We start from the raw sequence: 25,806 nt of genomic DNA on the forward strand, positions 1-25,806 counted from the left end.
TATGAATCTTGCAGCCGAGCAAAATCCGACAGTTCTCATTGTTGATGACAACCCTGCTAATTTAAGTGTTTTATCCGATGCTCTCGACCAAGCGGGTTTAGAAGTTTGGGTTGCAAAATCCGGAAAAGTAGCTTTAGAACGAGTGAAATATGCTCTACCCAATTTAATTTTATTAGATGTGATGATGCCAGAAATGGATGGATTTGAAACTTGCCGTCAATTAAAAGCATCTCCACAAACCAAAGATATTCCTATCATTTTTATGACAGCACTTTCCGAGACTGCTAGTAAAGTTGAAGGTTTTCAAGTTGGTGCTGTAGACTATATCACGAAACCTTTTCAGCAAGAAGAAGTTTTATCTCGAGTTAAATTACACTTAAAACTACACGACTTAGCTGAAAAACTAGAACTAAAAAATGCTTTGTTAGAGCAAAAAGTGGCAGAAGTTACCCAAGCTTACGATGAATTGGAAAAAATGCAAATTAAACTGATTCAAAATGAGAAATTGAGCAGTTTAGGACAAATGATTGCGGGAATTTCTCATGAGATTAACAACCCCATGAATTTTATTTACGGTAATATTATTTATGCAGGTGAGTACACCCAAGATATACTCAATCTTCTGCATCTTTACCAAGAAGATTACCCACAGCCAACTTCTCGCATTCAAGCAATCATAGAAACAATCGATATCGATTTTGTTCAAAACGATCTCTTAAAGCTGTTTGATTCGATTGCGTCAGGCGCACAACGCATTCAATCGATTGTTAAATCAATGCGTAACTTCTCCCGGATAGATGAAGCCAATTTAAAAGCAGTGAATATCCATGAGGGACTTGACAGTGCGATCGCTCTTTTAAATTATCGCTTAAAGGCTACACACAAGCGTCCCAGTATTGAAGTTGTTAAAAAGTATGGAGAATTACCACTTGTTGAATGTTGGGCGGGACAACTCAATCAAGTCTTTATGAATATTCTTAACAATGCCATTGATGCATTAGAGGAGCACAACCAATATCGTTCATTTGAGGAGATCGAGCAGCAACCAAGCCGCATTGAAATTCACACAACGTTGAATGGAGATGATAAAGTAGCTATTCATATTACAGATAACGGTTTGGGAATCGATGAAGAAACAAAAGCAAAATTGTTCGATCCTTTCTTTACGACAAAATCTGTTGGAAGAAGTGGATTGGGATTATCTATCAGTCGTGAAATTGTTGTGAAAAAACACGCTGGCAATCTCTACTGTCAATCTACCTTAGGACAAGGTACAGAATTCATAGTACAGATTCCAATTAAACAGTAATTTTTCTTATTCAAGTAATTAGTGATAATAAACGGCTCCTAAAGCTGTAAGAGTAGCTTTCTGGGATGCGCTCAAGCCCAAGATAGCAGTGATATTCATATCTTCATAAGGACGAGGCGATCGCAGCATATGACCAATCTCAAAGCTTCAGCCTCTATCTAACTTTTTAATAAACTTCATCATGACTACCAATATCAATCAATAAAATCACCATTTCTAACAAATTGTCATCTTCAGAGAATTTAAAGATAATTCTACAATCGTAAGCAACAGAACAAGACCACAATCCCTCTAAATCTCCTATTAACTTATGAGACTTTAAAGATGGTGTAAATGGATCGTCTGCCAAAAGCCTTAATACCGTAACAATTTGATTCTTTAATTGGGGATTTTTCTTTGTAATCTTCCTAAAAGACCGCTTAAATCCATTACTCCAGACAACTTCCATCATCATCTCCTAGTAAATCAGCGATCAAATCATCAACGCTTCCCCTCTTGGCTGTCCCATCCTTAAAAGCCTGCATTACTTCCTGGGCGTTGGTCAAAATTTCAACCCGCCGTTTCTCAATTCGTTGTTGTCGAAGAAACTGAAATAAATACTCTCGTTCTTCTACGGGCAAACTTTCAATAGAATTAATAATTTCTTGTAAAGTCATTAAAAAAGCTCCCAATCAAGTAAACTCTGCCTTTGCTAATTCTATTTTAATCTCTAACTCTAAAACTTCAGCTTCTTATATCCTATTTTTGTAAAATATGGTAATAGATTACACTATTTAAGTGTAAATGATTTTGTCGCGATTGGGATCGCAGTTTTAAACAACACAAAACAACAGCACAAATCATTGTCATTGTTACAGTTTCTTGCAATACGATCGCACTCCAGAGCATTGCAAATAGGGGAATGAAATAAGCCACTGTTAAAGCTTTTGTCTAGCCAATATTTTGAATTAATCTGAAGTGTCTAATCGCAAGTCTCTATTGACAATCGCCCGAGCGATCGCAATAATCGATGTTGCTCCAGTTTAGTAAAATAAATCCCCAGGCTTCAAACTGGGGTCGCTTGACTTTATTAAGAATAAGCGTGGGAAAAACTAACGTAAATTCGCTAGTTTGGTAAGATTCAACTTCTAACACTGGTCAGCGATTAAACTTCTTGCCAGTATTTATATGCAGAATATGCCAAGGTAACGACTCCAGTAATAATGGCAGATTCATCAACATCAAAAAGGGGATGGTGCAATGGGTAATTTAGAATTCTATCTTTGAAGCCAACACCCAATCGAAACATGGAACCAGGAGCGTGTTCTAAATAGACAGAAAAATCTTCAGCACCAAGGGATGATTCGGGAAGTACTTGGACGCGATCGCTACCCCAAGCTTCTTCAGCAGCTGATTGCAGAAGTTGCGTCAAAAAGTAATCGTTTTGTACTCCCGGTACGCCTTGACGGTAATTTACTTGATATTTTGCGCCGTAAGAATGACAAACACTCTTTACGATTTTTTCAATCCACTCTGGAAGATTGGCGCGGGTTTCGGGATGCAGAGAACGCACGGTTCCCAGTAACTGTACTTTATCAGAAATGATATTTGGCGCTCTACCACCCTCAATCTTTCCAATCGTGACAACTACAGGACGTAAGGGATTTTGTGTCCGGCTGATGGCTTGTTGCAGGGAGGTTATCACTTGTGAAGCGATCCAAATAGCATCAACCGCCTCATGAGGTCGAGCACCATGTCCTGATTCCCCAATAATGATAATTTCTAAATCATCCGCTGCTGCAGTGAGTGCGCCATACCGGACACCAATAGAACCTGCAGGTATGGATGGAAAAACATGAACGCTCAGTATACCCGAAACATCTTTCATGGCTCCATCAGCTACCATCCAGTTAGCCCCTTGAGCAATTTCCTCAGCGGATTGAAATAAGAACCTGACTTTACCAGGTAATTCCTCAGCTATCTGAGACAGTACCATTGCGGTTCCCAAACCAACAGTTGTATGAACATCATGACCGCAGGCGTGCATGATACCCGGAGTGCGAGAAGCGTAATCTAAAGCAGTTTGTTCGCAAATTGGCAAAGCATCCATATCAGCACGTATTGCCAATAATCGCTCTGAATTGCCAGTTCCTCTGAGTTCTCCAACAACACCAGTTTTGCCAACGCCTTCTTTGACGGAAAGACCACTCGAAGATAAAACTCCAGCAACAAAGGCAGCTGTTTGTGACTCCTGAGCGCTCAGTTCTGGATGAGCATGGATGTGACGGCGAATTTCAATTAAACGAGGTGCGAGTGTGCTCGCTAAATCCTTGATGCGAGTAAGCATTTGTCAGCCAGTTTACACTTTTTCTTTATAATAGGATTGATGGCAGCAAACAATGTGTTCCTTAAGACAGTAACTAACTCTGATTTTAAAGCACTAATTATATCCCCGACTTCTTTGAAAGTCGGGAATACGAACAACTTCACACCCTATAGTTGGTATGGTAAACTACGATTCTGCAATTACTCAGTGTAGCAGGTTGTACCAGTAGCGCGTTCCAATTTAAAAGCGTTACAGTCTTTAGGGCTTTCGCGCTGTAATGACCATCCATAAGGTTTGTCAGAAGTGACATTACCTGTGGGCATAGTTGTTAAGCGGAAGTGTGCTCCTCTAAAATTCGTGAACTGTGTTTTCGCGTCTTTAAGATTAGCAGCTTCTAAATTAGCACTCATAAAACCCACGTAGCTGAGATTAGCATTTTCTAGAGAAGCTGATTTAAGATTCGCACCGATTAATGAAGCACCCGTAAGATTGGCAGAACTTAACACAGCACCTTGCAAATTAGCACCTGTTAAATCCGCATTTGCAAGATTGACTCCGGTTAAATTAGCACCTTGTAGGTTAGCGTCTCTCAAACTGGCTCTACTGAGATTGAATTGAGTGAGATCTGCATTAGTGAGATCGCAACGCGGACAGGTATTTGTTGCCTTTAACTGTTCCACATCTTGCGGATTTTGAGCCAAGGCTTGTGCTGCTAAGCCAAAACAAGTTAACAACGCAGTCGTAACAGCTATTTTTACGTTCATAGTTTCTTTCAAATAAATCCTTTGTTGAAGAATTTGGCGTACTGCTATACTTACATATAGAAGTTATTATGCATATGTTAAGAGTAAAGGAACAGTAAAGAAAACGTGAATATACCGTAAAATCTTGTGAACAGGCTACTCAAAAATAAGTCCGCAGAATAGAATGATGACATCAGCGAAATATACAGAAACTCTATAGCCTACGAATTATGATTCCCCCCAGCCTGGTATAAGAAATGGCTGGGGGGAAAATTTTTTGGGAATGTCGGATTTTGGATTCGGGTAATAGTTCTTCCCCCTTGTCTCCCTTATCTCCCTTGTCCCCCTCGTTCCTCACTTCCATCCCAAAAAGCGCAACCCAGGAACAATTAAGTAATGGCTGATTCCCAACCAGAAACTTAGCACAACACCCATAAAACTAAAAAAGATAACTGGTAGCAATATCTCCGTTAGACTGGGCGAGTTAAAGAAGTTAAAAATATTTGTGGGGAACCCTAACATCACTAAGAATGCGAAGACGATCGCAGTACCAAACGCAGCAATAAAAGCGTACACGATGTGATGGCTGCGAAGCCCCAAACCCAAACTCAGCAGGGAAACAGTGCCTAAAACTAATCCCACTAATCCCTCTGGTATGCTTTGAGGAGTCATCAGTTGTAGAATTAACCAACCAAAACCGTAGCTAATAACGCTCATAACCGACGCTACGACAAATCTTCGTCGCTGACCAAACCCACCGGCGATGGTTAATCCCCATGCAGTTCCCAATCCAGCACCTATAAATAAAAGAATCTCCGAGCCAAAAATTATTTGAGAAATTCCCGTTGCTTCAAATAACCGTTCGGATAAAAATTGGGCTAAGTAGTCGTCTAGAGTAATTTGAGATGCTAAGAGAAATCCTGCGATCGCACCCAAGCTAGCACCAACTCCAGTTAAAATCATTGTCCACAGTGTATCCAGACAGGCTAGTATAACCGAAACAATCGTTTTAACTAGAAAAAAAGTCGTTTTGCCTGCAGCTTGAGTAGAACGACTGAGGGCTTTTCCCAGAGAATCCTCAACTTGAGACAGCAAACTTCCTGCTTGACCCAAGCCTTGGTGAACAGATTTTCCAATTTGAGACAAAACACTAGGTTGGGGTAATTGGGAAATCTTTGACAGTCGCTTTTTCACAATTGCCGCATTTGCCGGACGCGATCGCACATCCTCCTGAATCATATCATCCAGCAAATCTGCAAGTTGCGGGCTAACATTAACTCCACTGCGCCAAAACAGTTCTCCCGTTGCTGGATTTGCCAATTCTGTAAGAGATTTACCTGTCAGCATCTCAATCATGGTTCGACCAAGGGCATAAAAATCTGCAGGTGCGCCAACAACACCCCCAGCAATTTGCTCTGGAGGACTGTAGCCTGTAGAATACAGTCTAGTAGAAGAAGACTGATTGCGAAATAGATTGTAACTTACCTGTTTGGCTCCACCAAAATCAATCAGCACCAATCGATCTGCCTTAGTTCCCCCTTTATTGTGGGAAGACCTCAGCATTAAATTAGAAGGCTTAATATCGCGATGAATAATCTTGCGGCTGTGCAACTCCTGTAAAATGTCCACAGCTTGAGCCAGCCAATTTAACACCAAATCCTGCGGACACCCATGAGAATGCTGCTGAAACAATTCCTCCAGCGTTTGACCGGAAATTTTTTCCATTACCAAACAATGGAGTCGGCTCGGTTTTGATTGCGGAGAAGTTGTCTGCAAAGTCTCGATATGGAAAAAACCATCAGCCTCAACTTTTGGCACACCGGGATGTCTCAACCGGGCTAAAACTGCTGCTTCTTGAGAGAACAATTCTAGCGCCTTTGGTGAAGATTCTATCAAAACCTTCAACACCTTTTCTGTTTGAGTTTTGCAGTCCCAAACAGTATAAATCTGGGCAAAGCCACCAGAGCCCAAAGGCTGTAAAGGAATATAGCGGTCTAACAGCTGTAGCGGTGCGCCACAGCTATTGCAGAACTTGTTTCCCCAAAGCTGGGGATAAGGGCGAGGACATTCAGGGTTAATGCAATGAATTGCATTTTGATTTAGGTGGGACACAAGCGCTTAAAGACACAGCCTGACACGATTGTACACAATTAGCGCTTGGTTGGTTGTTAGTGTTAATAGCTATTAGCCATTAGCCATTAGCCGTTAGCCATTAGCCATTAGCTATTACCAAAAAGCTATCTCTGGTAAATTCAGGAAACTATCCCAGTTCTGACGCCCACTTTCTTCGTCTAAGACTTTGGCAACTTTGTTATAAATGTCTTCCGCCTGTTGCGGTGAATCTCCAATACTTGTTAACCCTAATTTTCCAAACTGCGAAAGACATCCCATCAAATGAAAAACCGTTCCTGTTTCGGTTCCCGTGTCAAAATGCAATCTGTGATGGGCGACAATATCCATTAGATCGTTTGGCATTAGACCCTGATAGCGATCTTTCTGTAGGTTGTCTGTCGCAACGTAGTATTTGGGACGCCCTTGCTGACTGTAAAACAATCCAGTTGAAAGATCGTACCGTCCGTTGGTTAGCAATTTTAAAGTCATAAACGGATGGGTTGTACCGCCTTTCCGCAGGTTAATTTCGATCGCTTGCATATCCCATTTTCCATCACCTCGGTCAATGGCAATAAAATCTACCCCAAATCTTTCCAACGCTCCTTTTTCTGCCAAACTTTTACCAATTTTTAACCCTATCTGCTGCAATTGCAGTCTGTAAGCTTCATCTGCGGGAAACCGACAGCCTAAGTATATTTGTCCGTCCGAGCCTCCTAAAATTTGATCGTGGGTTGAAAGAATTTCTACGTCTCCACTGGGAGTAATGCGTCCCTGGACGCTGGGAGAACGCTTGATTTCACCTTCCACAAAAGCTTCTACTATGGCTCCCAATTCAGGGATTCTTCCTGAAAAATTCTCCCAGGTTTCATTTTTCGCTTGAAAGCGCAGGGTCTCAAAGCTTTTTCCTAAGGCTTCGACTCGTTGAGCATAGTTCGCATCGGGGGGCGCTAAATGTTGAATAGGTCTTAAATCTAAAAGCGCATTTCCTTCCCCTGAAAATCCTTCATTTAACTTAACGACCATCCGTTTTAATGTCGGTTGGCGTTCCCACAAATCGGCTGCAGCTTCTGCTAAATCTGTCGAATTCCAAACTCTCTGACTTCCATCGGGATGGGGAATTTCACATTCTGCAAAAATTTGCCGACTACCACTTTTTGTTCCCCAAATTTGTAAATCCGGTGCAGCTGCGTAAAGCGGTACACCTAATTTTAGTGACAGATCTGCTTCGATTTCTGTCGCGTTGTAGCATACCATAAATGCTTTATCATGTCTTAAAGCTTGACGTATTCTTTCTATCAAACGGGGGCGATCTAGAATTTTTTGAGTTAAAGGTTTGACAGAAGCATCGTAAGTGGAAAGTAATAGCAAGCGATTGCGAGCATGAGAAAAGGGAATTCCGGGCAATAATTGCAAATAATAGTCAATAACGCTTGGATGCAGTGGTAGGGATGTGACGTAGATTAACCGAGTGCGAGGATTCCGCAAACGAATTAGCGAGAATAACAATCTTTCTTCATAATGTTCGCAACCATCAATTTTTCTCAATTCTCGTTGATCGATGCTAATAGAAGGAACGATCAAAATATCTGCATCACTGCTATCAAATAACTCTACCGTTTGCCAGCGATCGCGTAAAGTTTGTTGAAGGTCTCGAAATCGATCGGGTTGTTCTAAATACGAAGAAATACGATTGATTGTTTGCATAGTAGTAATTTGACTTGGTTCCATCCAAGCATTGCTAATTCTGGTATATCCTACAGAACCAATAGATGCGGAGACTGTGTACACTTCTTCATTCTTACGCTTTTTCCTCTCATGATTTATACTATCTAAAGAAGCAAGATTTAACACTCATATCTCAGCCGAAATGAAGAGTAGCGATCGTGACAGAGATAGGAAAGTACCAATAACAACTAACAAATAATAACTGATAACTAACAACACACCCTATGTATAAATTGAATTATGTCTTAAGATTGAGAATTTTTGAGTTTATTTACATCTAAAGTACAATTCACAACAAAGATACAATTGTTTATGTTGAAACACATGAGAGATATAAATCTTTCGGCGCGGAAGAGTGGTGTAGTTATATTCCATTGTCAGGCGAGGAAACTGTATCGTGTGTGAGGGTGATTCAGGTCGTCGTCACCTGCGATTGATATATCAATTTGTAGGGCAGACGAAAACAAAGAGGAAACGTTTAAGCTGGCAAATGGCAATAAGGCACAAACACAAGAAATAAACCTTGGATCGACAATTCCATCCAAGGTTTATTTTTTGTGTCGCTGTTATCCTGGCGTTCTGCTCTAATTTATTTGATAATTTCCATAAAATCTATACTGCTTGTGACGACTTACTTATCAATGCTGCTATAGCAATCCTAAATCATTCATGAAAAATTTTTAGTACTGTAGATGGCATCCGCTTGCGGAATTGAAACATCATTTATTCTACGCTAAAATAACTTGTCCCAATCGCTTCATAATTTGCAATACCTCTCCCAACTCATGACGGCGAGGAAATAATGAAAAAGCCTGTATAATTCCTCTTCACGCTCGGTTTTCACTAGCTGTAAAGCTATGTTCACACAAATTGCATTTACCCCCCTTGGAAAGGCTGCAGTGTACACACAAGTCTTCTAAAGTGCATTAAAAGCGGTTTCGATCCCCCCTAACCCCCCTTAAAAAAGGGGGGAACTTCATTCCAATTCTCCCTTTTCACGATGTTTCATCTCTTTTCTAGAGATCTGTACACCACCGTAGCAATGGATTGGGGGGAGATCGGATTTTTAGTTCCCTCTCCAATCCATCGAGGAGGGTTAGGGTGGGGTAAAACTAATCTTCAAATACTTCTACTAGAGAGTGAAGGTTCAAACCAAACTCCATGCTCAATAACTAACATCAAATGACTGACAGTAATTGTTTTCAGAATGCCATGGCGTAAGCGATAGTACCAATTAAAAAGTAGGGAAAATAAATGTGGTTCTTCATGGAAGTAGCGATAAAAAACAAAGCCATGCCAATCTATCTTCCAGTTTTCAGTAATTTTAGAAAAAAGTACATGAACATCATCACCATCTATTTTCAGGTCTTCTCTCAGTCGTGCATGAAGAGTAATATCTTGTCGCCGCACACCAATTTCATTAGAAAGAATGACTGCTAGTTGGTTAAACGTGTCCATTAATAATATGAATAGTTTGGTTTTTTCTGCAAACTTATTTCTACCTTCATACTTCTGCCCTTTGCCCTCTATCTTTTTACAAATAATTTATAAATTGCTCTGGGACTAACTGTAATTCTCCAGACTTAAAGCGGTTAATCTCTACCCACAACGCAATCTTTTGACGATCGCCTTCATTAAATTCTAGCTGCTCAAGCTTATAGAACTTGAGGTCAACAAAGTCACATTTGTAAAGCTGAATGATTTCGTGACCGTGCTGACCGTTGTATGTAAAAATATTTTCTAAACAGCCCAAGTATTGAATATTTGTTAATTCTGCTTGAATTTCTTCTTGAAATTCCCGTTGGAGGGCTACCAAACTTGTTTCGCCAAAGTCAACACCTCCGCCCATAGCACGATAAAAAGTTTGTTGCTCCTTTTGGTCATAGCCTTGAGACATGAAGATGCGTTCTCCATTTTGAATCAGTCCCAAAGCTAAAATGCGAATTTCCCCTGGTTTATGTATTGCCATGGCTAATTATCGAAAACAAACGAGTTAAGATTGTCACTATTTTCAACGGGCCAGTCTTCATTTTCTCCGCCAATGTACAATTGCTCAATGGTGACATATTCGGCACTGAGTTGCTTGAGAGCATTGATGAGAATATCAAGAGCGATCGCATCTGCTGTTCCCAAATCAAACCAGCAACGCGCCCATGTTCCTTCATATTCCACCTCACCCATGTTATGCATCAGCGCTAGCATGCTTTTGTCATAACCTTCTGAGTCATAATCCATATAACTGAGATTTACCCCAGTTTCTTGTACTTGGAGATTTTCAGCATTAAATCCCCCCAGCTTACCCAAGTAAAACCAGGAATCAAAAACTTCTTCTATATACTGTCTTTCTTGTCTTGATGGGACTGTGCTAAATTTGAGCCAAATCCATACATTAAAAGGGTCAATTTCTCGAAACTGTATTTCCATGGCTACTTTGTCTTCAAAAGATTTACACCTAATTGTAGAAGATTCTTAGCTGAATCAATTACATAAATACAGAAGGCTCCGCCTCCGAGTAAAGCATTCTAGGGCGGAGCCACCGAAACAAGGCGGGTAAAGCAGGAAGACGCTACCAACAGGACAAGCAAAAGCCAATTCCCTGGCGGGGAGCCACTAGAGGCGAGGTGAGGAGCTTGTATGATTTACCAACAACTTCTGCAGAAGTTGTTGGCGCTCTGACAGTCGCAAGCAAGATTGCGTGTTTATCTACTAGCTGAAGCGATTTCTTTTACAGCCTTACCTCGTTCGCGTTCAATTTGTTTAACCACGCTTGCTGGGAGAAACCCTTTCTTACTCAAGGCTTTGTCAAAGTGATCGACAGCTTCCTGAATGAGTTTTGTATTTTTATCTTTCTTACCCTGTTCTCTAAGAATTTGAGCTTTGAGATAATACAGTTCTGGATTGTCTGAGGTCACCTTTAGCGCACGGTTAGTATAATCTAGGGCTTGGGAGTACTGTTTCATATCTCGATAAGCAAGAGCAATTCCGCGATCGACTAAATACTGAGGCGCAGCATTTTTTTCAAATTTTTCGATCGCTTGTTCTGGATTGGAAAAAGGCAAGTTCACCGCTAGCATTAAATCCATATAGCCTTTAACCAAATTTAATTCAGGATCGGTTGCAGAAACAGCTTCCGCTAAATCTAAAAACTTATAAACTTCTCGCAATCGGCTCAGGGCTTTAGGCGCACCACTGAGTGTCCCTTCACGCTGTAGAATCACAGCCCCTTCTAAAAAATGCCCGACAGCACTATATAAATTGCCACGTAGAGGGTCGCTAGAAACAAGTTTTTGTGCGACTTCTAAAGTTTTTTTGCTGTACGTCTCTAGAGCATTCCAATCTTGATTCGTATATGCTAAAGATGCTTTCATCGCATAAGCTAAAGGTTCATCGGCTTCTTTTGTAAGTGCTTCTTGCACTTGATTTTCAGCTGCTTGATAATTCCCCTGCTCGAAAATTGCTTTAAAAGCTGCTTCAGTTTTGTCACCAATGTTGCGAGGTTCTTTAGCCCGAAATGGATCTGCAGCTAAAGAGGAATTGATACAGATATTCAGTATGAGAGTAGCTGCAAAAGCGACTTTAGCTAAGCGAGAAAGTTGAGTCGTCACAATTTTTGGCAGCACGGGCAATTGTTCAGTCATGGTTATCCTCAGGGAAATTGCTATTGTATATGTTTTCTTTGTTACTTATAATATAAAAATGACTTGTTCTAGGCCGTGTCTGTTGTTGTCAAAAGTTTCTATACTGGTTGACTTCGGCAATTTTTTCGAGTTCCCATAATTGTTGTAACTATTTTTTCCAAAAGAATTTGCGAAAATGGAAATAATTAGCCAAAACAGCCGTCGGCGCATCTCTCACAGGGAGAGACTTGTAACTTCAATCGGGAAGCAAGAGAGCTTTTGCTGCTAGAGGTCACAGTTCGCGAGGCAGATAATGCGCTATAAATTTTCCAGGGAACAAGTGTTCTTTACCGTGTAATCAATAAGTAAGTTGCTGACTCTCTCTATTATTCTTAACAAATGCTCTATCTCAGAAGTATAATTTATCATCCAACTGCCTGCCCAACTGCAATCCTTAAATCAATTAATCTGGAATTAGCACCCCAACAACTTGGTCTTATCATTGGACCAAGCGGGTCTGGTAAAACTACGTTACTTGAAATTTTGTCTGGACTTGCTGAACCTACCTCAGGATCTATCTTTTGGCGAGAACAAGAACTGCTTGCAGAACAGATGCAACAGTTGGCTGGTTTAGTTTTTCAGTTTCCCGAACGACATTTTTGTGGCGGTACTATTTTAGAAGAATTGCGCTTGGGACATCCAGAGTTGGGAACAGAGCGAGTTAAGCAAGCACTGACTGAAGTAGGATTGGAGCATTTGTCTTTAAGTACATCGCCCCATGCTTTAAGTGGAGGTCAGCAACGGCGTTTGGCTCTAGCCGTACAACTGATTCGTCAGCCCCATTTACTGTTGCTTGATGAACCTACCGCAGGATTGGATTGGTCCATGCGGCGACAATTGGTCAGTTTGCTGGCAAAGTTGAAAAAGGATTGGACTCTACTGATTGTGACTCATGATGCGGGTGATTTGTTAGCGATCGCAGACTGTTGCTGGACTCTCAAGCATGGTGAACTGCAATCAGCCGACCCGATGACACTGGTGTCGAAGGAGAGGTTGGTGGTTAGTTAGTGGTTAGTTGTTAGTAGAGGCGCAAGGCTCTGCGCTTTCTACAACAACTAACAAAATTGGTTGCTATTGAGCACTGCTTCTCCATGGTCTGGAATCCAAGCTAACCACTCATCTTGTGAAATCTGACACAAAAGCAAAGCTTCATGAAAACTGTAAGGACTGGGTAGTTCTGTCAATGTTACCCAGTTATTGGACTCAAGAGAGCATGAAGGATAAAGGATAAAGGATGAAGGTATAAGTTCTTGAGGATTCATACTCTGTCTGCTGTCTGGGGAAGTTATAAGCAAGTTTTTACTTGAGAGTTCATACTTCATACTTCATCCTTGGCTGCGTTCAAGCCTTATCTCATGGGCTAATCAAAAATTATTTCTGTAACTAAGACTACAAAATAAACAAGAATTTTGGAAAGAAAATGTTTTATAACTTTACGCTTTGCCAACACATCCTTCACGGGTGCTTGTAAAGGTACAGGGCGAGCATCCCAGATAAATCGGTAGTTTTAGAACACTGTAAGGTTGTGCTTATCCCGAATTCGTTACCCCCTAAAAGTGTTGAGTTGTGTTGCGAGTCAGTTCTTTTGCGTCTTAATGGGCGCTAGGCTGAAAAATAGGTAGGTCAACACAATTAATCCCTGGTAGGGATGGGTATAAATTAAACATGACAACAACTTCTTTCCCATCACTGCGCGAGCAACAGCATCCTTTAATTCGTCAATTAGCAGATTGTATCGAACAGACTTGGCAAAAATACCTTGATTTGTCGCCCTATGATTTGCCAGCGGAATTTGGTTATGTAGAAGGTCGGCTTGAAGGAGAAAAACTGACCATCGAAAATCGCTGCTATCAAACACCCCAGTTCCGAAAAATGCATTTAGAACTGGCAAAGGTGGGAAATATGCTAGATATTTTGCACTGTGTGATGTTTCCCCGCCCAGAATACAACATACCGATGTTTGGGTGCGATTTAGTGGGAGGAAGAGGTCAAATTAGTGCGGCGATCGCAGACCTTTCTCCAGTTGATGTGGAATATAGATTACCCCAATCCTATACTTCTGAACTTGGGGTATTGCCTAACCTCAACTTTTCACAACCCCGTGAATTACCGGAGTGGGGACATATATTTTCAGAATTTTGTCTCTTTGTTCGTCCTAATTCAACTGAAGAAGAAAGTATGTTTCTCACCCGCGTACAAGAGTTTTTAAACATTCATTGTACGCAAGCGCTGATATCTAAGCCAGTTTCACCAGAACACAGGTTAAACATTCTTAGCGGACAAAGAAATTACTGCACCCAACAACAACAAAATGACAAAACCCGCCGCGTACTGGAAAAAGCTTTTGGTGCAGATTGGGCAGAATGTTATATGACTACAGTTTTATTTGATATGCCTGATTAGTTAGTGGTTAGTTGTTAGTGGTTAGTTGTTACTAGCCATTAACTATTAGCTATTAGCTATTAGCCATTAGCTATCAGCCATTCTGTAGATTTCGTTACGTTTTCCAGCAACTTCTAAATGTAGAATTCAATTAACAAGAGAAGATGAAGCCATACAACTTATAGCTGTATGGCATTACCTTTATCAAGAAATAGTTTGTTTATGAACTTATTGATTAACTCAAGATTTGCCAATATTAATATTCAGGCAAATAATTTCTCGTATTGACTTGTATGTAGTGCATCTTAAAACCGTAATGATTTCAGTACCATAATAGCAATCCTAATTGGGTAGGTATTGCCCACCCTTCGTGAATGCCACAAATCAAATAGGATTGATATAGATAATACCAATTGGAAAAAAGAATGAGACAGATTGTTGGATGAAATTAAGTCCAAGCAAGGCTGTGTCAGTCTAAAATCCAAAATGGTGTAAGTTTTTGCTCGCAATAATATGCTTTATAGAAAAGAGATTTTTTTAAAGCATTAATCGTAGGTTGGGTTGGTAAAAAAACCCAACATACTCCCATATTTGTTAGGTTGCGCCACGATTAACCCAACCTACGCCCAAGCGTGCTTTTTATCCAAAGAGGGGAAAATGCAATCCAACGAACAACCACCTATATCCAGGTTCAATGAGAAATCAAATTTAAGGGAACAGCTCTTTTTTGAGGATGAAAAATCAAAAGTTTGGTGGTTAATTGCTGTCTCCTTACCAGTAGTGGTTTCCTTTGGTGCTCTTACTATAGCTAAAGTCGAGCAAATCAAACAAGCAAATACACCCGTACCGAGTGCGCCAGTTCCTACCAGTATTAATGCTGTGGGTCGTTTGGAACCGCGAGGGGAAGTGCTTAAATTATCTGCACCTGCGGGGGTTGAAGGTTCATCGCGGGTTGAGCAAGTGTATGTGAAAGAGGGAGAACGGGTTCAAAGAGGTCAAGTCATTGCTATTTTGGATAACTTCAGCAGTTCTCAAGCATCTGTGGAAGAAGCCAGAGCTAAACTGCAAGAAGCCCGTGCTAATTTAGCTAATGTCAAAGCTGGTTCGCCAAGAGACATTCAAGCGCAAAAAGCAGTTATTGGTCGTTTGCAAGCTCAGTTAGCTGGGGAAAAGGATGCTCAGCAAGCAACAATTGCTCGTATAACAGCACAGTTAAATGGGGAAAGAATTGCTTTGCAAGCAACAATTAATCGCATTCAAGCTGAAATAGAAGGGCAAAAAGATGCTTTAATAGCATCGGTTGCGCGTGTCAGAGCCGAACAACGTAACGCTCAAGTTGACGCCCAAAGATATGAAATGTTGTATAGAGAAGGTGCAATTTCCCAACAAGAACGAGACAAACGGCGGTTAAGTTTGGAAACTAGCAATTCTTCACTTGCTGAAATCAAGGCTAACCAGAAGAAAGCGATCGCAACTTTAAGACAGGAGCTTGCTGAAGCCAGAGCTAACCAGCTAAAAACCGTAGCAACTTTGCAACAGCAACTTATTGAAGCTAGAGTCACGCGGGACAAAACTGTAGCAACTTTGCAAAGACAAATTGATGAAGAAAGAGCGAGATTTAATAGAATTCAAGAAGTTCGTCCCATTGATGTACAGATAGCACAGGCGCAAGTTGGTAATGCGATCGCATCTCTAAGGAGAGCAGAAGCACAATTAGGTTTGAGCTACATTAAAGCACCAATTGCTGGAGAAATTCTCAAAATCCATACTAAAGCTGGAGAAAGCATGAGCCAATACGGTATTGCTGAAATGGGACGAACCGATCAAATGATTGTTGTTGCGGAAGTTCCAGAAGACAGTATTGGTAAAGTGCGTCTCGGTCAACAAGTTATGGTCACCAGTGATAATGGAGCTTTTGATGGAGAATTACAAGGAACAGTCTCCGAAATCGGTAGGAAAATTGGCAAAAAAGATGTGTTGAATACCGATCCCGCAGCTGATATTGATGCCAGAGTAGTAGAAGTAAAAATTACTCTCTCTCCACAAGATACCAAACGAGTTGCTAACCTCACCAACGCTAAAGTTGTTGTGGAAATAGGTATATAGCTAATGGCTAATGGTTAATGGCTAATGGTTAATGGCTAATGGCTAATGGTTAATGGCTAATGGCTAATGGCTAATGGCTAATGGCTAATGGTTAATGGCTAATGGCTAATGGCTAATGGTTAATGGCTAATGGCTAATGGTTAATGGCTAATGGCTAATGGTTAATGGCTAATGGCTAATGGCTAATGGCTGGTAATAACTAATAACTAACAACTAAAAACTAATCAATGAAACAATTACTTAACAAAATTCCTTTAGCTTGGTTGCAGCTAAAGCGGGAAAAAACGCGTCTTGCTGTGGCGCTTGCAGGAATTGCTTTTGCTGATATTCTTATGTTTATGCAGCTTGGCTTCCGGGATTCTTTGTACTACAGTAACGTTCGTCTCCACATGAGTTTGCAAGGAGATATTGTTTTAATTAACAATCAATCTAATGCTGTACTGTCATTAAAACCTTTTTCTCAACGGCGTCTCTATAAATCTTTAGATTTTCCGGCGGTTGAATCTGTTCATCCTATTTACTTGGATTATGCTCCTTGGAAAAATCCCGTGACGGGTCGATTCCGCAATCTTTTGATTCTTGGTATTAATCCTGAGTTTAATGTGCTGAATTTACCTGGAGTTGAGGAAAATATAGATAAAATTAAATTATCTGATGTTGTTTTGTACGATCGCTCTTCCCGACAAGAATATGGTCCAATTGTTGCTGAGTTTGAACAAAATAAAACTGTGACAGCAGAAGTGAGAAATCGGAAGATTAAGGTAGGTGGATTATTTACATTAGGTGCATCCTTTGGAGCAGATGGTAATTTAGTTACGAGCGATCTGAATTTTCTCCGTATCTTTCCCCATCGCAGTGCGGGATTGATTGATATAGGTTTGATTAAATTAAAGCCTGGTGCAGATGCAATTGCTGTTGCTCAAAATTTGAAGAATTATTTGCCCAAAGATATCAAGGTTTTTACCAAGCAGGAATTTGTTGATTTTGAGAGAAATTATTGGGCGAGTAGTACAGCAATTGGTTTCATTTTTTCTTTAGGAACGGTCATGGGGTTCATTGTTGGAACTGTGATTGTCTATCAAATTCTGTATACTGAAGTAACAGACCATTTATCTGAATATGCTACTCTAAAAGCAATTGGTTATACACAAAATTATTTATTATCTGTTATTTTACAAGAAGCTTTAATTTTAGCAATTTTAGGATATATGCCTGGAATAGCTGTCACTCTTTTCTTATATGACAGGGCTAGGGCTGCTACTCTTCTCCCAATTTTCATGAGTGGAGAAAGAGCAATTATGGTAATGATTTTGACGATTCTAATGTGTTTTATCTCTGGCGCGATCGCTGTTAGAAAATTAAGTTCTGCCGATCCAGCAGACATATTTTAAATTATGAATTATGAATTATGAATTATGAAAAAGTAAAAATTTATAATTCATAATTCATAATTCATAATTCACAGTCCTTTATTTTTGAAGAAATCTTATGTATTCAGGACCTGTAATTTCTATCAATAAGTTAAACCATTACTATGGAAGAGGCTCTTTAAAAAGACAAATTTTATTTGATATAAACCTAGAAATTTTTCCGGGTGAAATTGTTATTATGACTGGACCCTCGGGTTCGGGAAAAACAACATTGCTAAGTTTGATTGGGGGTTTGCGTTCTGTACAAGAAGGAAGTTTGAAATTTTTAGATGTAGAACTTTTTAGAGCGAGTCAAAACAAATTAGTCAATATTCGGCGTAAGATTGGCTATATTTTCCAAGCACATAATTTGCTAGAATTTCTAACTGCAAGGCAAAACGTGCAAATGGCTGTGGAGTTAAATCAGCACGTTTCTCCCCAAAACGCCATTACTAAATCAGAAGCAATGTTGAGAGCAGTCGGTTTGGGAGAACGGATTAATTACTATCCGGAACATCTTTCCGGAGGACAAAAACAAAGGATTGCGATCGCCCGCGCATTGGTCAACAATCCATCGCTGGTGCTAGCCGACGAACCGACAGCAGCATTGGATAAACAGTCAGGACGAGATGTCGTGGAGTTGATGCAGCGCCTAGCAAAAGATCAGGGAACGTCGATATTATTAGTGACCCACGACAACCGTATTTTAGACATAGCAGACCGTATTGTAGAAATGGAAGATGGTCTTTTAGCCCGCGATTCTCAAGGAAAAGTGAGGAATAATTGATCTAAAGACGTGCCAACACGCTGAAGTACAAATAATGCAAACGGGGTGTCTCTAAACCTTTTCACTTTTTGCCGATTTTTTCTTTCCTGGGGGACTGGGTGGATTTGGCTGACTGGGTAGATCTGGCTGTCCGGGCTGTTGTCCTGGAGTGCTACCATTGGGCTGACGGCTGGTTCGGAAAGACACATTCACACCTTCATTTGATTGTTCCAAAACTAGCATAGGTGTGGGTTTCGCTTTTTGATCCCAATGCATGTAAGCAATGCGTCCTTGAATGGTTGGTTGCCAAGTATCATTGTCCTCTGCTGGGCTGAGGAAATTTTCAACGCAGTCAATGATTTGGCTGATAGTCGCAGAAGTTGGTTGAGTGGGTAATTTCATCATCCGGATTTGGATGCGGAAGAGAACTCGCTTGACGATGTTTGGCGCATTACCAGTTTCATACTCTACGTCAAACATTTCATCCACTTGTCGTCCGTTACTGCTCGCTATACCTACAACACCCTGGTTCCCTTGTCCCGGACGGAGCGCTTGAGAAATTTTTTCTTTAACTTGGATTTTGATTTGATTGACGATCGCAAAATGGAATACTTCTTCCGACATCCGCATCCGCAGATAATCCAGGTTAAACTCCCGCGAGTTAATCAAATCGGGATTCGTTTCCATTTTACGAATAGTTTCTAAAGCAAGCTTAAACTTTTTGTCCAGTTCTCGAGTGCGGAACTGTTCAAACTTAATTTTTTTCTCCAGTTTTTTGATCTGGATTTTGCCGTATACAATCAAAGCAACAACAACCAACGCCAGTCCTACCGAAGCGATCCCCAAGATTGGGGTAAGTATTTGAATATCATTACTTTGAACTTCTTGAGAAGCTTTGGTTGGTACGGGCTTTGTTGTTACAGGTTTTGGCTTGGCGGATTGGGCAACACTCACTGGGGTGGACATGGTTCACAAACACAGAAATAGATTCCTTATGCATAGGATGCCCAAATCGTCTATCCTAAATTGCGGTGTTGTTAATGTTTTTTGTAGCTTTTTTTCTACCGCATATGCCAAGACTCCTCCCCCTAACCGATGCTTTATCCAATAAAGCTTTTACCAACATTCGCCTGGTGGCTACTGATATGGATGGTACCCTAACAAAGGGAGGAAAATTTACCAGTGCTTTGTTGCAAGGGTTGCAGGATTTAGCAGTTGCGGGCATTCAAGTTGTTATTGTTACTGGCAGAAGTGCGGGCTGGGTGAGTGGATTGGCTTACTACTTGCCAATTGTTGGTGCGATCGCAGAAAATGGTGGTTTGTTTTACCCAAACGGGAGCGATCGACCGTTGGCTTTAGTACCCACAGACGACCTCATCACCCACCGTCAACAACTGGCTGATGCTTTTGGGCAGTTAAAAACTCAACTCCCCCTCCTAAAAGAATCTACGGATAATCGCTTTCGGATAACTGACTGGACTTTTGATGTCAAAGGCTTAAGTACAAATGAACTGCAAACTTTAAGCCAACTTTGCCAGGGGATGGGTTGGGGATTTACCTACAGCAACGTGCAGTGCCATATCAAGCCAAAGCAGCAAGATAAAGCACCCGGATTGTTAAAAGTACTGCGAGAGTACTTTCCCAAGTACAGCCCGGAACAAGTTGTTACCGTTGGTGACAGCCCGAACGATGAAAGTTTATTTGACGAGCGTTATTTTCCTATCTCTGTCGGTGTGGCAAATGTGCTTGAGTATACAAATGAACTCAAGCATCAACCCACTTACATAACCTCTGCTACTGAGGGTGAAGGTTTTTGTGAATTAGTGTCTGGGTTGAAAATAGCGACTGGAAACTAGTAGTCTGTCCCATTAATTTTGATCGGCTCTCACCTCGATCCGGTGGCTTCGCCTGGGAATGCCTTACCGGAGGCTCCGCCTCCCGAATGCGAGGCGGAGCCTCGCCGACTACATTCTGTGGTAGAACCACCGGAACGAGAGAGGAAAAAGCGTTTTACCTAGCAAAATTAATGGGACAGACTACTAGTTAGTCCTGTTATTATTCTCCTCATTTGATTCATCTACTGGTGGCATTACTAGCACCTTGTCAACGCGATTTCCATCCATGTCTACAACCTCAAGCCGCATACCTTGCCATTCAAAATGATCGGCTGCTGTGGGAATGCGACCTAAATGGGACATCACAAAACCGCCTAAGGTTTGATAACTACCCCGATCTTCAGGGGGTAAATGCTCGATTTCAAAAAGATCGAAAAATTCTTCTACCGATAACATCCCATCCAACAGCCAAGAGCCATCCTCTCTTCGTACAATTTGCGGGTCTTCTTGATCGTCAATGGAAGGAACATCGCCAACAATTTCTATCATAACGTCGTTAAGAGTTACAAGTCCTTGAATTACACCATATTCATCAACTACAAGTGCCATGTGAGTCACTGTTTGCTTGAATAATTCCAAAACTTTTAAACCGCGAGTGCTTTCTGGCACATACGTTGGCTGTAGCAAACCTACTGTTAAATCTAACTGTTCGCCGCAAAAACTCCGGGCTAACAAGTCAGTGACTCGTATAATACCCAGTACATTGTCAAGCCCTCCCTGACAAACTGGATACCGCGAATAACCACTGTCAATAATTTTTTTACGGTTTTCTTGGGCGGTATCTTCCAAGTCCAACCAAATAATGTCCGGACGGGGGGTCATGAAGGAACTCGCAGGGCGATCGCCCAAACGAAATACCCGTTCGACCATATCTTGCTCTGCTTCCTCAAAGGTTCCTTCCTCGGTTCCTTGCTCGATGAGAACTCTAATTTCTTCTTCTGTCACTTGCGGTTCTGTGGATGGTCTAATACCCAAGATTCGCAGTACTGTTTCAGTAGAAAGACTGAGTAAAGAGACAATGGGTGCGCCAGATGTAGCTAACATCCGCATGGGGATAGATACAGCCGAGGCTATGGATTCCGGATTGTTTAAAGCTAGCCGTTTTGGGACTAGTTCTCCAAGAATCAGTGTTAAATAGGTAATAATTAGAATGGCTATGCCTTGAGCTAGCTGTCCCTTGTAATTGTCTGGAAAAGGTATAAGACTTAAAATAGGCAAAAGTCTTTTAGCGATGGTTTCTTCGCCAAAAGCACCAGACAGAATCGTGAGGAGTGTAATTCCAATCTGAACTGTTCCCAGGAATTGATTGGGAGAAGACGCCAGTTCTAAAGCAATCCGCGCTTTAGCATCACCTTGGTTAGCCAGTTGTTGCAAGCGTGCTTTTCGAGACGAGACGATCGCCAGTTCAGACATGACAAACAAACCATTGGCGAGAATTAGAAGAAGAATTAATAGAATTTCGATTGTTGGAGACATTTGAATAATGCCGATACCATCGGCTACCTCTGCTTAACCTTAACCTCTTAGTATCTAGTATCCAAGGAGATATCATGAAATACTCTAAATCCAGAAAAAGCAATTCATTGAGAACTATAGGTAAGTCATAAGTCAGTTAAAATAAGTCACGCCGAACCGTATATTCGCGATTGGTCAGTGGTTATTGTACTAGTTTTTTATTGCTTCTACATAAATATAAGCAAGATTGCGATCGCAATTGTCATGTCGCAAGGCGTACTACATTAATCTCTTCCATTGTTGGGACTTTTAAAATAGTGGAGGTAGGTGTATTGTACTAACCTACCTTGAAAAATCATATATTTAAACTTATGGCATTTTCTTCCATTGTGCGTGCTTTGGGGCGATCTTCGCTCACCACTGAACTTTTATCCAAGCTCAATCGGCAACAAGAATTGTTGTTAAGTGGCATTCCTCGCTTGCCTAAGGGCTTGGTAGCATCGGCATTAGCTCAAACTGAGGGACGGAATTTGTTCGTGGTTTGTGCGACTCTGGAGGAAGCCGGACGTTGGACAACACAACTTGAAGCAATGGGGTGGCAAACAGTACACTTTTACCCCACATCTGAAGCGTCCCCATACGAACCCTTCGATCCGGAAACGGAAATGACTTGGGGACAGATGCAGGTATTGGCGGATTTAGTCAGTAGCAATTCCCCATCGGGGATCGGGAATTCTTCGTCTCCAATATCCAATATCCAATCCCCGACCCCCAACATGGCAATTGTCGCCACTGTCGCAGCGCTACAACCGCATTTGCCACCAGCAGAAGCTTTTATTCCTTTCTGTATCACTCTCAAGCGGGGTATGGAATTTGACTTGGATGATTTCAGTGAAGAAATTACCAAGCTGGGGTATGAACGAGTACCAATGGTGGAAACAGAGGGTCAGTGGAGCCGACGGGGGGATATTGTTGACGTTTTTCCCGTATCTTCTGAATTACCAGTACGACTCGAATGGTTCGGGGATGAAATTGAGCAACTCCGAGAATTTGACCCAGCCACTCAACGCTCAACAACTCTTGACAAAATAGACCAGATCGTGCTTACCCCCACAAGCTTTGCTCCAATTGTGATGGAAGCACTCAAAGATAGTACTGAATTTCAAAGGCTGAGTGCTCAGTTAGAAGAGAATTCAGAATTTACCACTCAGGATTCAGAAATTTTGGAAGGTAGCCGTCGTTTTTTGGGCTTAGCTTTTGACAAACCCGCTTCCCTACTCGATTATTTGCCTGCAAATACTTTAATCACTATTGATGAACCAGAACAGTGTCACGCTCATAGCGATCGCTGGGTAGAAAATGCTGAAGAACAATGGGAAGGTCACGAGCAATCCTCAGCCTCGAGTCCCCCCATACCCAAAATCCATCGTTGGTTTGATGAATGTCTGGCTGACCTAGCAAGATTTCATAAATTATCCTTATCGGAATTGGTAGAAGAAGGGTCTGGAATTATCAATCTTGCCAGTCGCAGAGTACCAGTGACGCCACACCAATTTGCCAAAATTGCGGAGACACTGCGACAAGAACGCGAACGCAAGTTCTCCATTTGGCTGCTTTCCGCCCAGCCGTCGCGTTCGGTCTCCCTATTACAAGAACATGACTGTCCCGCACAGTTTATTCCCAATCCCCGCGACTACCAAGCCATTGAAAAGTTGCAGATCAATCACACACCAGTGGCGCTTAAGTATTCAGGATTGGCTGAACTAGAAGGTTTTATTCTTCCGACTTTTCGCATAGTTGTTATTACCGACCGCGAATTTTACGGTCAACACACTCTAGCGACTCCCAGTTATGTTCGCAAGCGGCGAAAAGCTGCTTCAAAACAAGTCGATCCCAACAAACTGCGTCCGGGAGATTTTGTTGTTCATAAAAACCACGGTGTTGGTAAATTCCTCAAATTAGAGAGTCTGACACTGAATGAGGAAACACGCGAGTATTTGGTAGTGCAGTATGCTGACGGTTTATTAAGAGTCGCAGCCGACCAAGTGGGTGTTTTATCACGGTTGCGTACAACAAACGATAAGCCACCAGAACTGAATAAAATGACTGGTAAGGCTTGGGAAAATACGAAGAACAAAGTCCGCAAAGCTATCAAAAAATTGGCAGTGGACTTGCTGAAATTGTATGCAGCGCGATCGCAGCAGACAGGATATGCCTATCCCTTAGATACACCTTGGCAGGAGGAAATGGAAGACTCTTTTCCCTACCAACCCACTACCGACCAGCTTAAAGCGACACAAGATGTCAAACGGGATATGGAAAGCGAACGACCAATGGATCGATTGGTCTGTGGGGATGTTGGTTTTGGAAAAACAGAAGTGGCAATTCGGGCAATTTTTAAAGCCGTGACCGCTGCAGGAAAACAAGTGGCACTGCTTGCACCCACTACCATCCTCACTCAACAGCACTACCATACCTTAAAAGAACGCTTTGCACCTTATCCTATTAACGTGGGTTTACTGAACCGTTTCCGCACGGCTGAAGAACGTCGCGATATTTTGAAACGATTGTCAACAGGTGAATTAGACGTGGTTGTTGGAACGCACCAACTTTTAGGAAAAGGGGTTGCTTTCCGCGATTTGGGACTGTTAGTAGTAGATGAAGAACAGCGCTTTGGGGTGAACCAAAAGGAGAAAATCAAATCACTCAAAACACAGGTTGACGTGTTAACCCTCTCTGCAACACCCATTCCCCGCACGCTGTATATGTCCCTATCGGGAATTCGGGAAATGAGCTTGATTACAACGCCTCCTCCATCCCGGCGACCGATTAAAACTCACCTTTCTCCCATGAACCCAGAAAGTGTTCGCAGTGCAATTCGCCAAGAACTCGATAGAGGCGGACAGGTGTTTTATGTGGTTCCACGAGTTGAGGGAATTGAGGAAACAGCAGGAAGTTTGCGCGAGATGATACCGGGCGCTAGAATTGCCATTGCCCACGGTCAAATGGACGAAAGTGAGTTGGAATCAACCATGCTTTCTTTTAGCAATGCTGAAGCGGATATTCTGGTTTGTACGACCATTATTGAATCGGGTTTGGATATCCCGCGAGTGAATACTATCTTGATTGAAGATGCTCATCGCTTTGGCTTATCACAGCTTTACCAATTACGGGGTCGTGTTGGTCGTGCGGGTATTCAAGCTCATGCATGGTTGTTTTATCCAAGACAGAGGACGTTATCGGATGCAGCCCGCCAGAGATTGCGGGCTATACAGGAATTTGCTCAATTGGGTTCTGGTTATCAACTAGCAATGCGCGATATGGAAATTCGCGGTGTAGGTAACTTGCTAGGTGCAGAACAATCGGGACAAATGGAAGCAATTGGTTTTGATTTGTATATGGAAATGCTAGAAGAAGCAATCCGTGAAATTAGAGGTCAAGAAATTCCTAAAGTTGACGATACCCAAATTGACCTTAATCTCACTGCGTTTATCCCTGCGGATTACATAACAGATTTAGACCAAAAGATGAGCGCCTACCGCGCTGTTGCATCGGCAAAAAATAAAGAAGAGTTGATGCAAATTGCTGCTGAATGGAGCGATCGATTTGGGGCAGTTCCCTCTCCAGCAACTCAGCTATTGCGAGTAGTCGAATTGAAACAGTTGGCCAAAAATTTAGGGTTTAGCCGCATTAAACCGGAGAACAAACAGCATATTGTTTTAGAAACACAAATGGAAGAACCGGGTTGGAATTTATTAGCTGAGAATTTGCCGGAACACTTGAGGACAAGGTTTGTATTTTCTCCTGGAAAAGTCACAGTGCGCGGATTGGCAGTTGTTAAAGCAGATCAACAATTGCAAATGTTGATAGATGCTTTGAATAAAATGCAAGGAGCAGTTCCAGAGGTGGCTGTTGTTTAAAT

The 25,806-nt window shown here is 41.7% G+C and carries 21 protein-coding genes; 8 read left to right on the plus strand and 13 right to left on the minus strand.

Annotated elements, in window-relative coordinates:
- Position 1 precedes the first annotated feature (1 nt).
- Positions 2 to 1,309, plus strand: a complete 1,308-nt coding sequence (locus HC643_RS39035; RefSeq protein WP_038077085.1) for a hybrid sensor histidine kinase/response regulator — start codon at positions 2 to 4, stop codon at positions 1,307 to 1,309.
- A gap of 166 nt (positions 1,310 to 1,475) precedes the next feature.
- Here HC643_RS39035 and HC643_RS39040 read toward each other — a convergent pair whose 3' ends face one another.
- From HC643_RS39040 to HC643_RS39085, 10 genes are all read right to left on the minus strand, one after another.
- Positions 1,476 to 1,763 carry a type II toxin-antitoxin system RelE/ParE family toxin gene (locus HC643_RS39040; protein WP_336604412.1) on the minus strand — a complete coding sequence of 96 codons (288 nt, stop codon included), beginning with the start codon at positions 1,761 to 1,763 and terminating at the stop codon, positions 1,476 to 1,478.
- Positions 1,738 to 1,965, minus strand: coding sequence for a hypothetical protein (locus HC643_RS39045; protein WP_038077082.1), 228 nt, complete (start codon positions 1,963 to 1,965; stop codon positions 1,738 to 1,740). The genes HC643_RS39040 and HC643_RS39045 overlap by 26 nt, the downstream gene beginning before the upstream one ends.
- Before the next feature lie 488 nt (positions 1,966 to 2,453).
- Positions 2,454 to 3,635 (minus strand): M20 family metallopeptidase, encoded by a 1,182-nt coding sequence (locus HC643_RS39050; RefSeq protein WP_038077080.1) that lies wholly within the window; start codon positions 3,633 to 3,635, stop codon positions 2,454 to 2,456.
- A 179-nt stretch (positions 3,636 to 3,814) separates the two neighbouring features.
- On the minus strand, positions 3,815 to 4,378 hold the full coding sequence (locus HC643_RS39055) for a pentapeptide repeat-containing protein (protein ID WP_038077077.1): 564 nt from the start codon (positions 4,376 to 4,378) through the stop codon (positions 3,815 to 3,817).
- Positions 4,379 to 4,711: 333 nt separating this feature from the next.
- Positions 4,712 to 6,469, minus strand: coding sequence for a serine/threonine protein kinase (locus tag HC643_RS39060; RefSeq protein ID WP_038077074.1), 1,758 nt, complete (start codon positions 6,467 to 6,469; stop codon positions 4,712 to 4,714).
- Positions 6,470 to 6,583: 114 nt separating this feature from the next.
- A complete protein-coding gene (locus tag HC643_RS39065; protein WP_038077069.1) occupies positions 6,584 to 8,173 on the minus strand; it encodes a peptide ligase PGM1-related protein in 1,590 nt (529 codons plus the stop codon).
- A 1,140-nt stretch (positions 8,174 to 9,313) separates the two neighbouring features.
- On the minus strand, positions 9,314 to 9,652 hold the full coding sequence (locus HC643_RS39070; protein ID WP_038077066.1) for a DUF1493 family protein: 339 nt from the start codon (positions 9,650 to 9,652) through the stop codon (positions 9,314 to 9,316).
- A gap of 76 nt (positions 9,653 to 9,728) precedes the next feature.
- Positions 9,729 to 10,157, minus strand: coding sequence for an NUDIX hydrolase (locus HC643_RS39075; protein WP_038077196.1), 429 nt, complete (start codon positions 10,155 to 10,157; stop codon positions 9,729 to 9,731).
- 8 nt (positions 10,158 to 10,165) lie between these two features.
- Entirely contained in the window at positions 10,166 to 10,618 is a 453-nt protein-coding gene (locus HC643_RS39080; protein WP_038077061.1) for a DUF3531 family protein, read from the minus strand.
- A gap of 275 nt (positions 10,619 to 10,893) precedes the next feature.
- Positions 10,894 to 11,832, minus strand: a complete 939-nt coding sequence (locus HC643_RS39085) for a Sll0314/Alr1548 family TPR repeat-containing protein (RefSeq protein WP_038077058.1) — start codon at positions 11,830 to 11,832, stop codon at positions 10,894 to 10,896.
- 378 nt (positions 11,833 to 12,210) lie between these two features.
- On the opposite strand from HC643_RS39085, the gene HC643_RS39090 reads away from it, so the two are divergent.
- The gene (locus HC643_RS39090) at positions 12,211 to 12,879 is read left to right on the plus strand and encodes an ABC transporter ATP-binding protein (RefSeq protein WP_038077056.1); all 669 of its coding nucleotides are present in this window, start codon (positions 12,211 to 12,213) and stop codon (positions 12,877 to 12,879) included.
- 47 nt (positions 12,880 to 12,926) lie between these two features.
- On the opposite strand, the gene HC643_RS39095 is transcribed toward HC643_RS39090, so the two are convergent.
- On the minus strand, positions 12,927 to 13,133 hold the full coding sequence (locus HC643_RS39095; protein WP_050046187.1) for a hypothetical protein: 207 nt from the start codon (positions 13,131 to 13,133) through the stop codon (positions 12,927 to 12,929).
- A gap of 403 nt (positions 13,134 to 13,536) precedes the next feature.
- Here HC643_RS39095 and HC643_RS39100 point away from each other — a divergent pair, with 403 nt between their 5' ends.
- The 4 genes from HC643_RS39100 (at position 13,537) to HC643_RS39115 (ending at position 18,555) form a co-directional block, all read left to right on the plus strand.
- Positions 13,537 to 14,274 carry a phycocyanobilin:ferredoxin oxidoreductase gene (locus tag HC643_RS39100; protein ID WP_038077053.1) on the plus strand — a complete coding sequence of 246 codons (738 nt, stop codon included), beginning with the start codon at positions 13,537 to 13,539 and terminating at the stop codon, positions 14,272 to 14,274.
- A gap of 660 nt (positions 14,275 to 14,934) precedes the next feature.
- Positions 14,935 to 16,359: an HlyD family efflux transporter periplasmic adaptor subunit gene (locus tag HC643_RS39105; RefSeq protein WP_038077192.1), complete on the plus strand. Its 1,425-nt coding sequence runs from the start codon at positions 14,935 to 14,937 to the stop codon at positions 16,357 to 16,359.
- 227 nt (positions 16,360 to 16,586) lie between these two features.
- On the plus strand, positions 16,587 to 17,750 hold the full coding sequence (devC, locus tag HC643_RS39110) for an ABC transporter permease DevC (RefSeq protein WP_038114274.1): 1,164 nt from the start codon (positions 16,587 to 16,589) through the stop codon (positions 17,748 to 17,750).
- Between the two features lie 97 nt (positions 17,751 to 17,847).
- Positions 17,848 to 18,555: a DevA family ABC transporter ATP-binding protein gene (locus tag HC643_RS39115; protein ID WP_038080863.1), complete on the plus strand. Its 708-nt coding sequence runs from the start codon at positions 17,848 to 17,850 to the stop codon at positions 18,553 to 18,555.
- 51 nt (positions 18,556 to 18,606) lie between these two features.
- Here the strand turns inward: HC643_RS39115 and HC643_RS39120 are convergent, their stop codons facing one another.
- Positions 18,607 to 19,500, minus strand: a complete 894-nt coding sequence (locus HC643_RS39120; RefSeq protein WP_038080861.1) for a hypothetical protein — start codon at positions 19,498 to 19,500, stop codon at positions 18,607 to 18,609.
- 104 nt (positions 19,501 to 19,604) lie between these two features.
- Here HC643_RS39120 and HC643_RS39125 point away from each other — a divergent pair, with 104 nt between their 5' ends.
- Positions 19,605 to 20,390 carry an HAD family hydrolase gene (locus HC643_RS39125; protein WP_038080889.1) on the plus strand — a complete coding sequence of 262 codons (786 nt, stop codon included), beginning with the start codon at positions 19,605 to 19,607 and terminating at the stop codon, positions 20,388 to 20,390.
- A gap of 183 nt (positions 20,391 to 20,573) precedes the next feature.
- Here HC643_RS39125 and HC643_RS39130 read toward each other — a convergent pair whose 3' ends face one another.
- Positions 20,574 to 21,905: a hemolysin family protein gene (locus HC643_RS39130; protein ID WP_038080858.1), complete on the minus strand. Its 1,332-nt coding sequence runs from the start codon at positions 21,903 to 21,905 to the stop codon at positions 20,574 to 20,576.
- A gap of 350 nt (positions 21,906 to 22,255) precedes the next feature.
- Here HC643_RS39130 and mfd point away from each other — a divergent pair, with 350 nt between their 5' ends.
- Positions 22,256 to 25,804, plus strand: a complete 3,549-nt coding sequence (mfd, locus tag HC643_RS39135; protein WP_038080856.1) for a transcription-repair coupling factor — start codon at positions 22,256 to 22,258, stop codon at positions 25,802 to 25,804.
- The last annotated feature ends 2 nt before the right edge of the window (positions 25,805 to 25,806 follow it).

It is taken from the genome of Tolypothrix bouteillei VB521301, from assembly GCF_000760695.4.
GTDB classification, from domain to species: domain Bacteria; phylum Cyanobacteriota; class Cyanobacteriia; order Cyanobacteriales; family Nostocaceae; genus Scytonema; species Scytonema bouteillei_A.

What these genes read in the sequence shown, in the direction of transcription:
- HC643_RS39050 (WP_038077080.1), bottom strand. Translation starts at nt 3,635, where the DNA reads ATGCTTACTCGCATCAAGGATTTAGCGAGCACACTCGCACCTCGTTTA.
- devC (WP_038114274.1), top strand. Translation starts at nt 16,587, where the DNA reads ATGAAACAATTACTTAACAAAATTCCTTTAGCTTGGTTGCAGCTAAAG.
- HC643_RS39115 (WP_038080863.1), top strand. Translation starts at nt 17,848, where the DNA reads ATGTATTCAGGACCTGTAATTTCTATCAATAAGTTAAACCATTACTAT.
- HC643_RS39035 (WP_038077085.1), top strand. Translation starts at nt 2, where the DNA reads ATGAATCTTGCAGCCGAGCAAAATCCGACAGTTCTCATTGTTGATGAC.
- HC643_RS39085 (WP_038077058.1), bottom strand. Translation starts at nt 11,832, where the DNA reads ATGACTGAACAATTGCCCGTGCTGCCAAAAATTGTGACGACTCAACTT.
- HC643_RS39080 (WP_038077061.1), bottom strand. Translation starts at nt 10,618, where the DNA reads ATGGAAATACAGTTTCGAGAAATTGACCCTTTTAATGTATGGATTTGG.
- mfd (WP_038080856.1), top strand. Translation starts at nt 22,256, where the DNA reads ATGGCATTTTCTTCCATTGTGCGTGCTTTGGGGCGATCTTCGCTCACC.
- HC643_RS39090 (WP_038077056.1), top strand. Translation starts at nt 12,211, where the DNA reads ATGCTCTATCTCAGAAGTATAATTTATCATCCAACTGCCTGCCCAACT.
- HC643_RS39070 (WP_038077066.1), bottom strand. Translation starts at nt 9,652, where the DNA reads ATGGACACGTTTAACCAACTAGCAGTCATTCTTTCTAATGAAATTGGT.
- HC643_RS39045 (WP_038077082.1), bottom strand. Translation starts at nt 1,965, where the DNA reads ATGACTTTACAAGAAATTATTAATTCTATTGAAAGTTTGCCCGTAGAA.
- HC643_RS39095 (WP_050046187.1), bottom strand. Translation starts at nt 13,133, where the DNA reads ATGAATCCTCAAGAACTTATACCTTCATCCTTTATCCTTTATCCTTCA.
- HC643_RS39065 (WP_038077069.1), bottom strand. Translation starts at nt 8,173, where the DNA reads ATGCAAACAATCAATCGTATTTCTTCGTATTTAGAACAACCCGATCGA.
- HC643_RS39040 (WP_336604412.1), bottom strand. Translation starts at nt 1,763, where the DNA reads ATGATGATGGAAGTTGTCTGGAGTAATGGATTTAAGCGGTCTTTTAGG.
- HC643_RS39125 (WP_038080889.1), top strand. Translation starts at nt 19,605, where the DNA reads ATGCCAAGACTCCTCCCCCTAACCGATGCTTTATCCAATAAAGCTTTT.
- HC643_RS39100 (WP_038077053.1), top strand. Translation starts at nt 13,537, where the DNA reads ATGACAACAACTTCTTTCCCATCACTGCGCGAGCAACAGCATCCTTTA.
- HC643_RS39120 (WP_038080861.1), bottom strand. Translation starts at nt 19,500, where the DNA reads ATGTCCACCCCAGTGAGTGTTGCCCAATCCGCCAAGCCAAAACCTGTA.
- HC643_RS39130 (WP_038080858.1), bottom strand. Translation starts at nt 21,905, where the DNA reads ATGTCTCCAACAATCGAAATTCTATTAATTCTTCTTCTAATTCTCGCC.
- HC643_RS39055 (WP_038077077.1), bottom strand. Translation starts at nt 4,378, where the DNA reads ATGAACGTAAAAATAGCTGTTACGACTGCGTTGTTAACTTGTTTTGGC.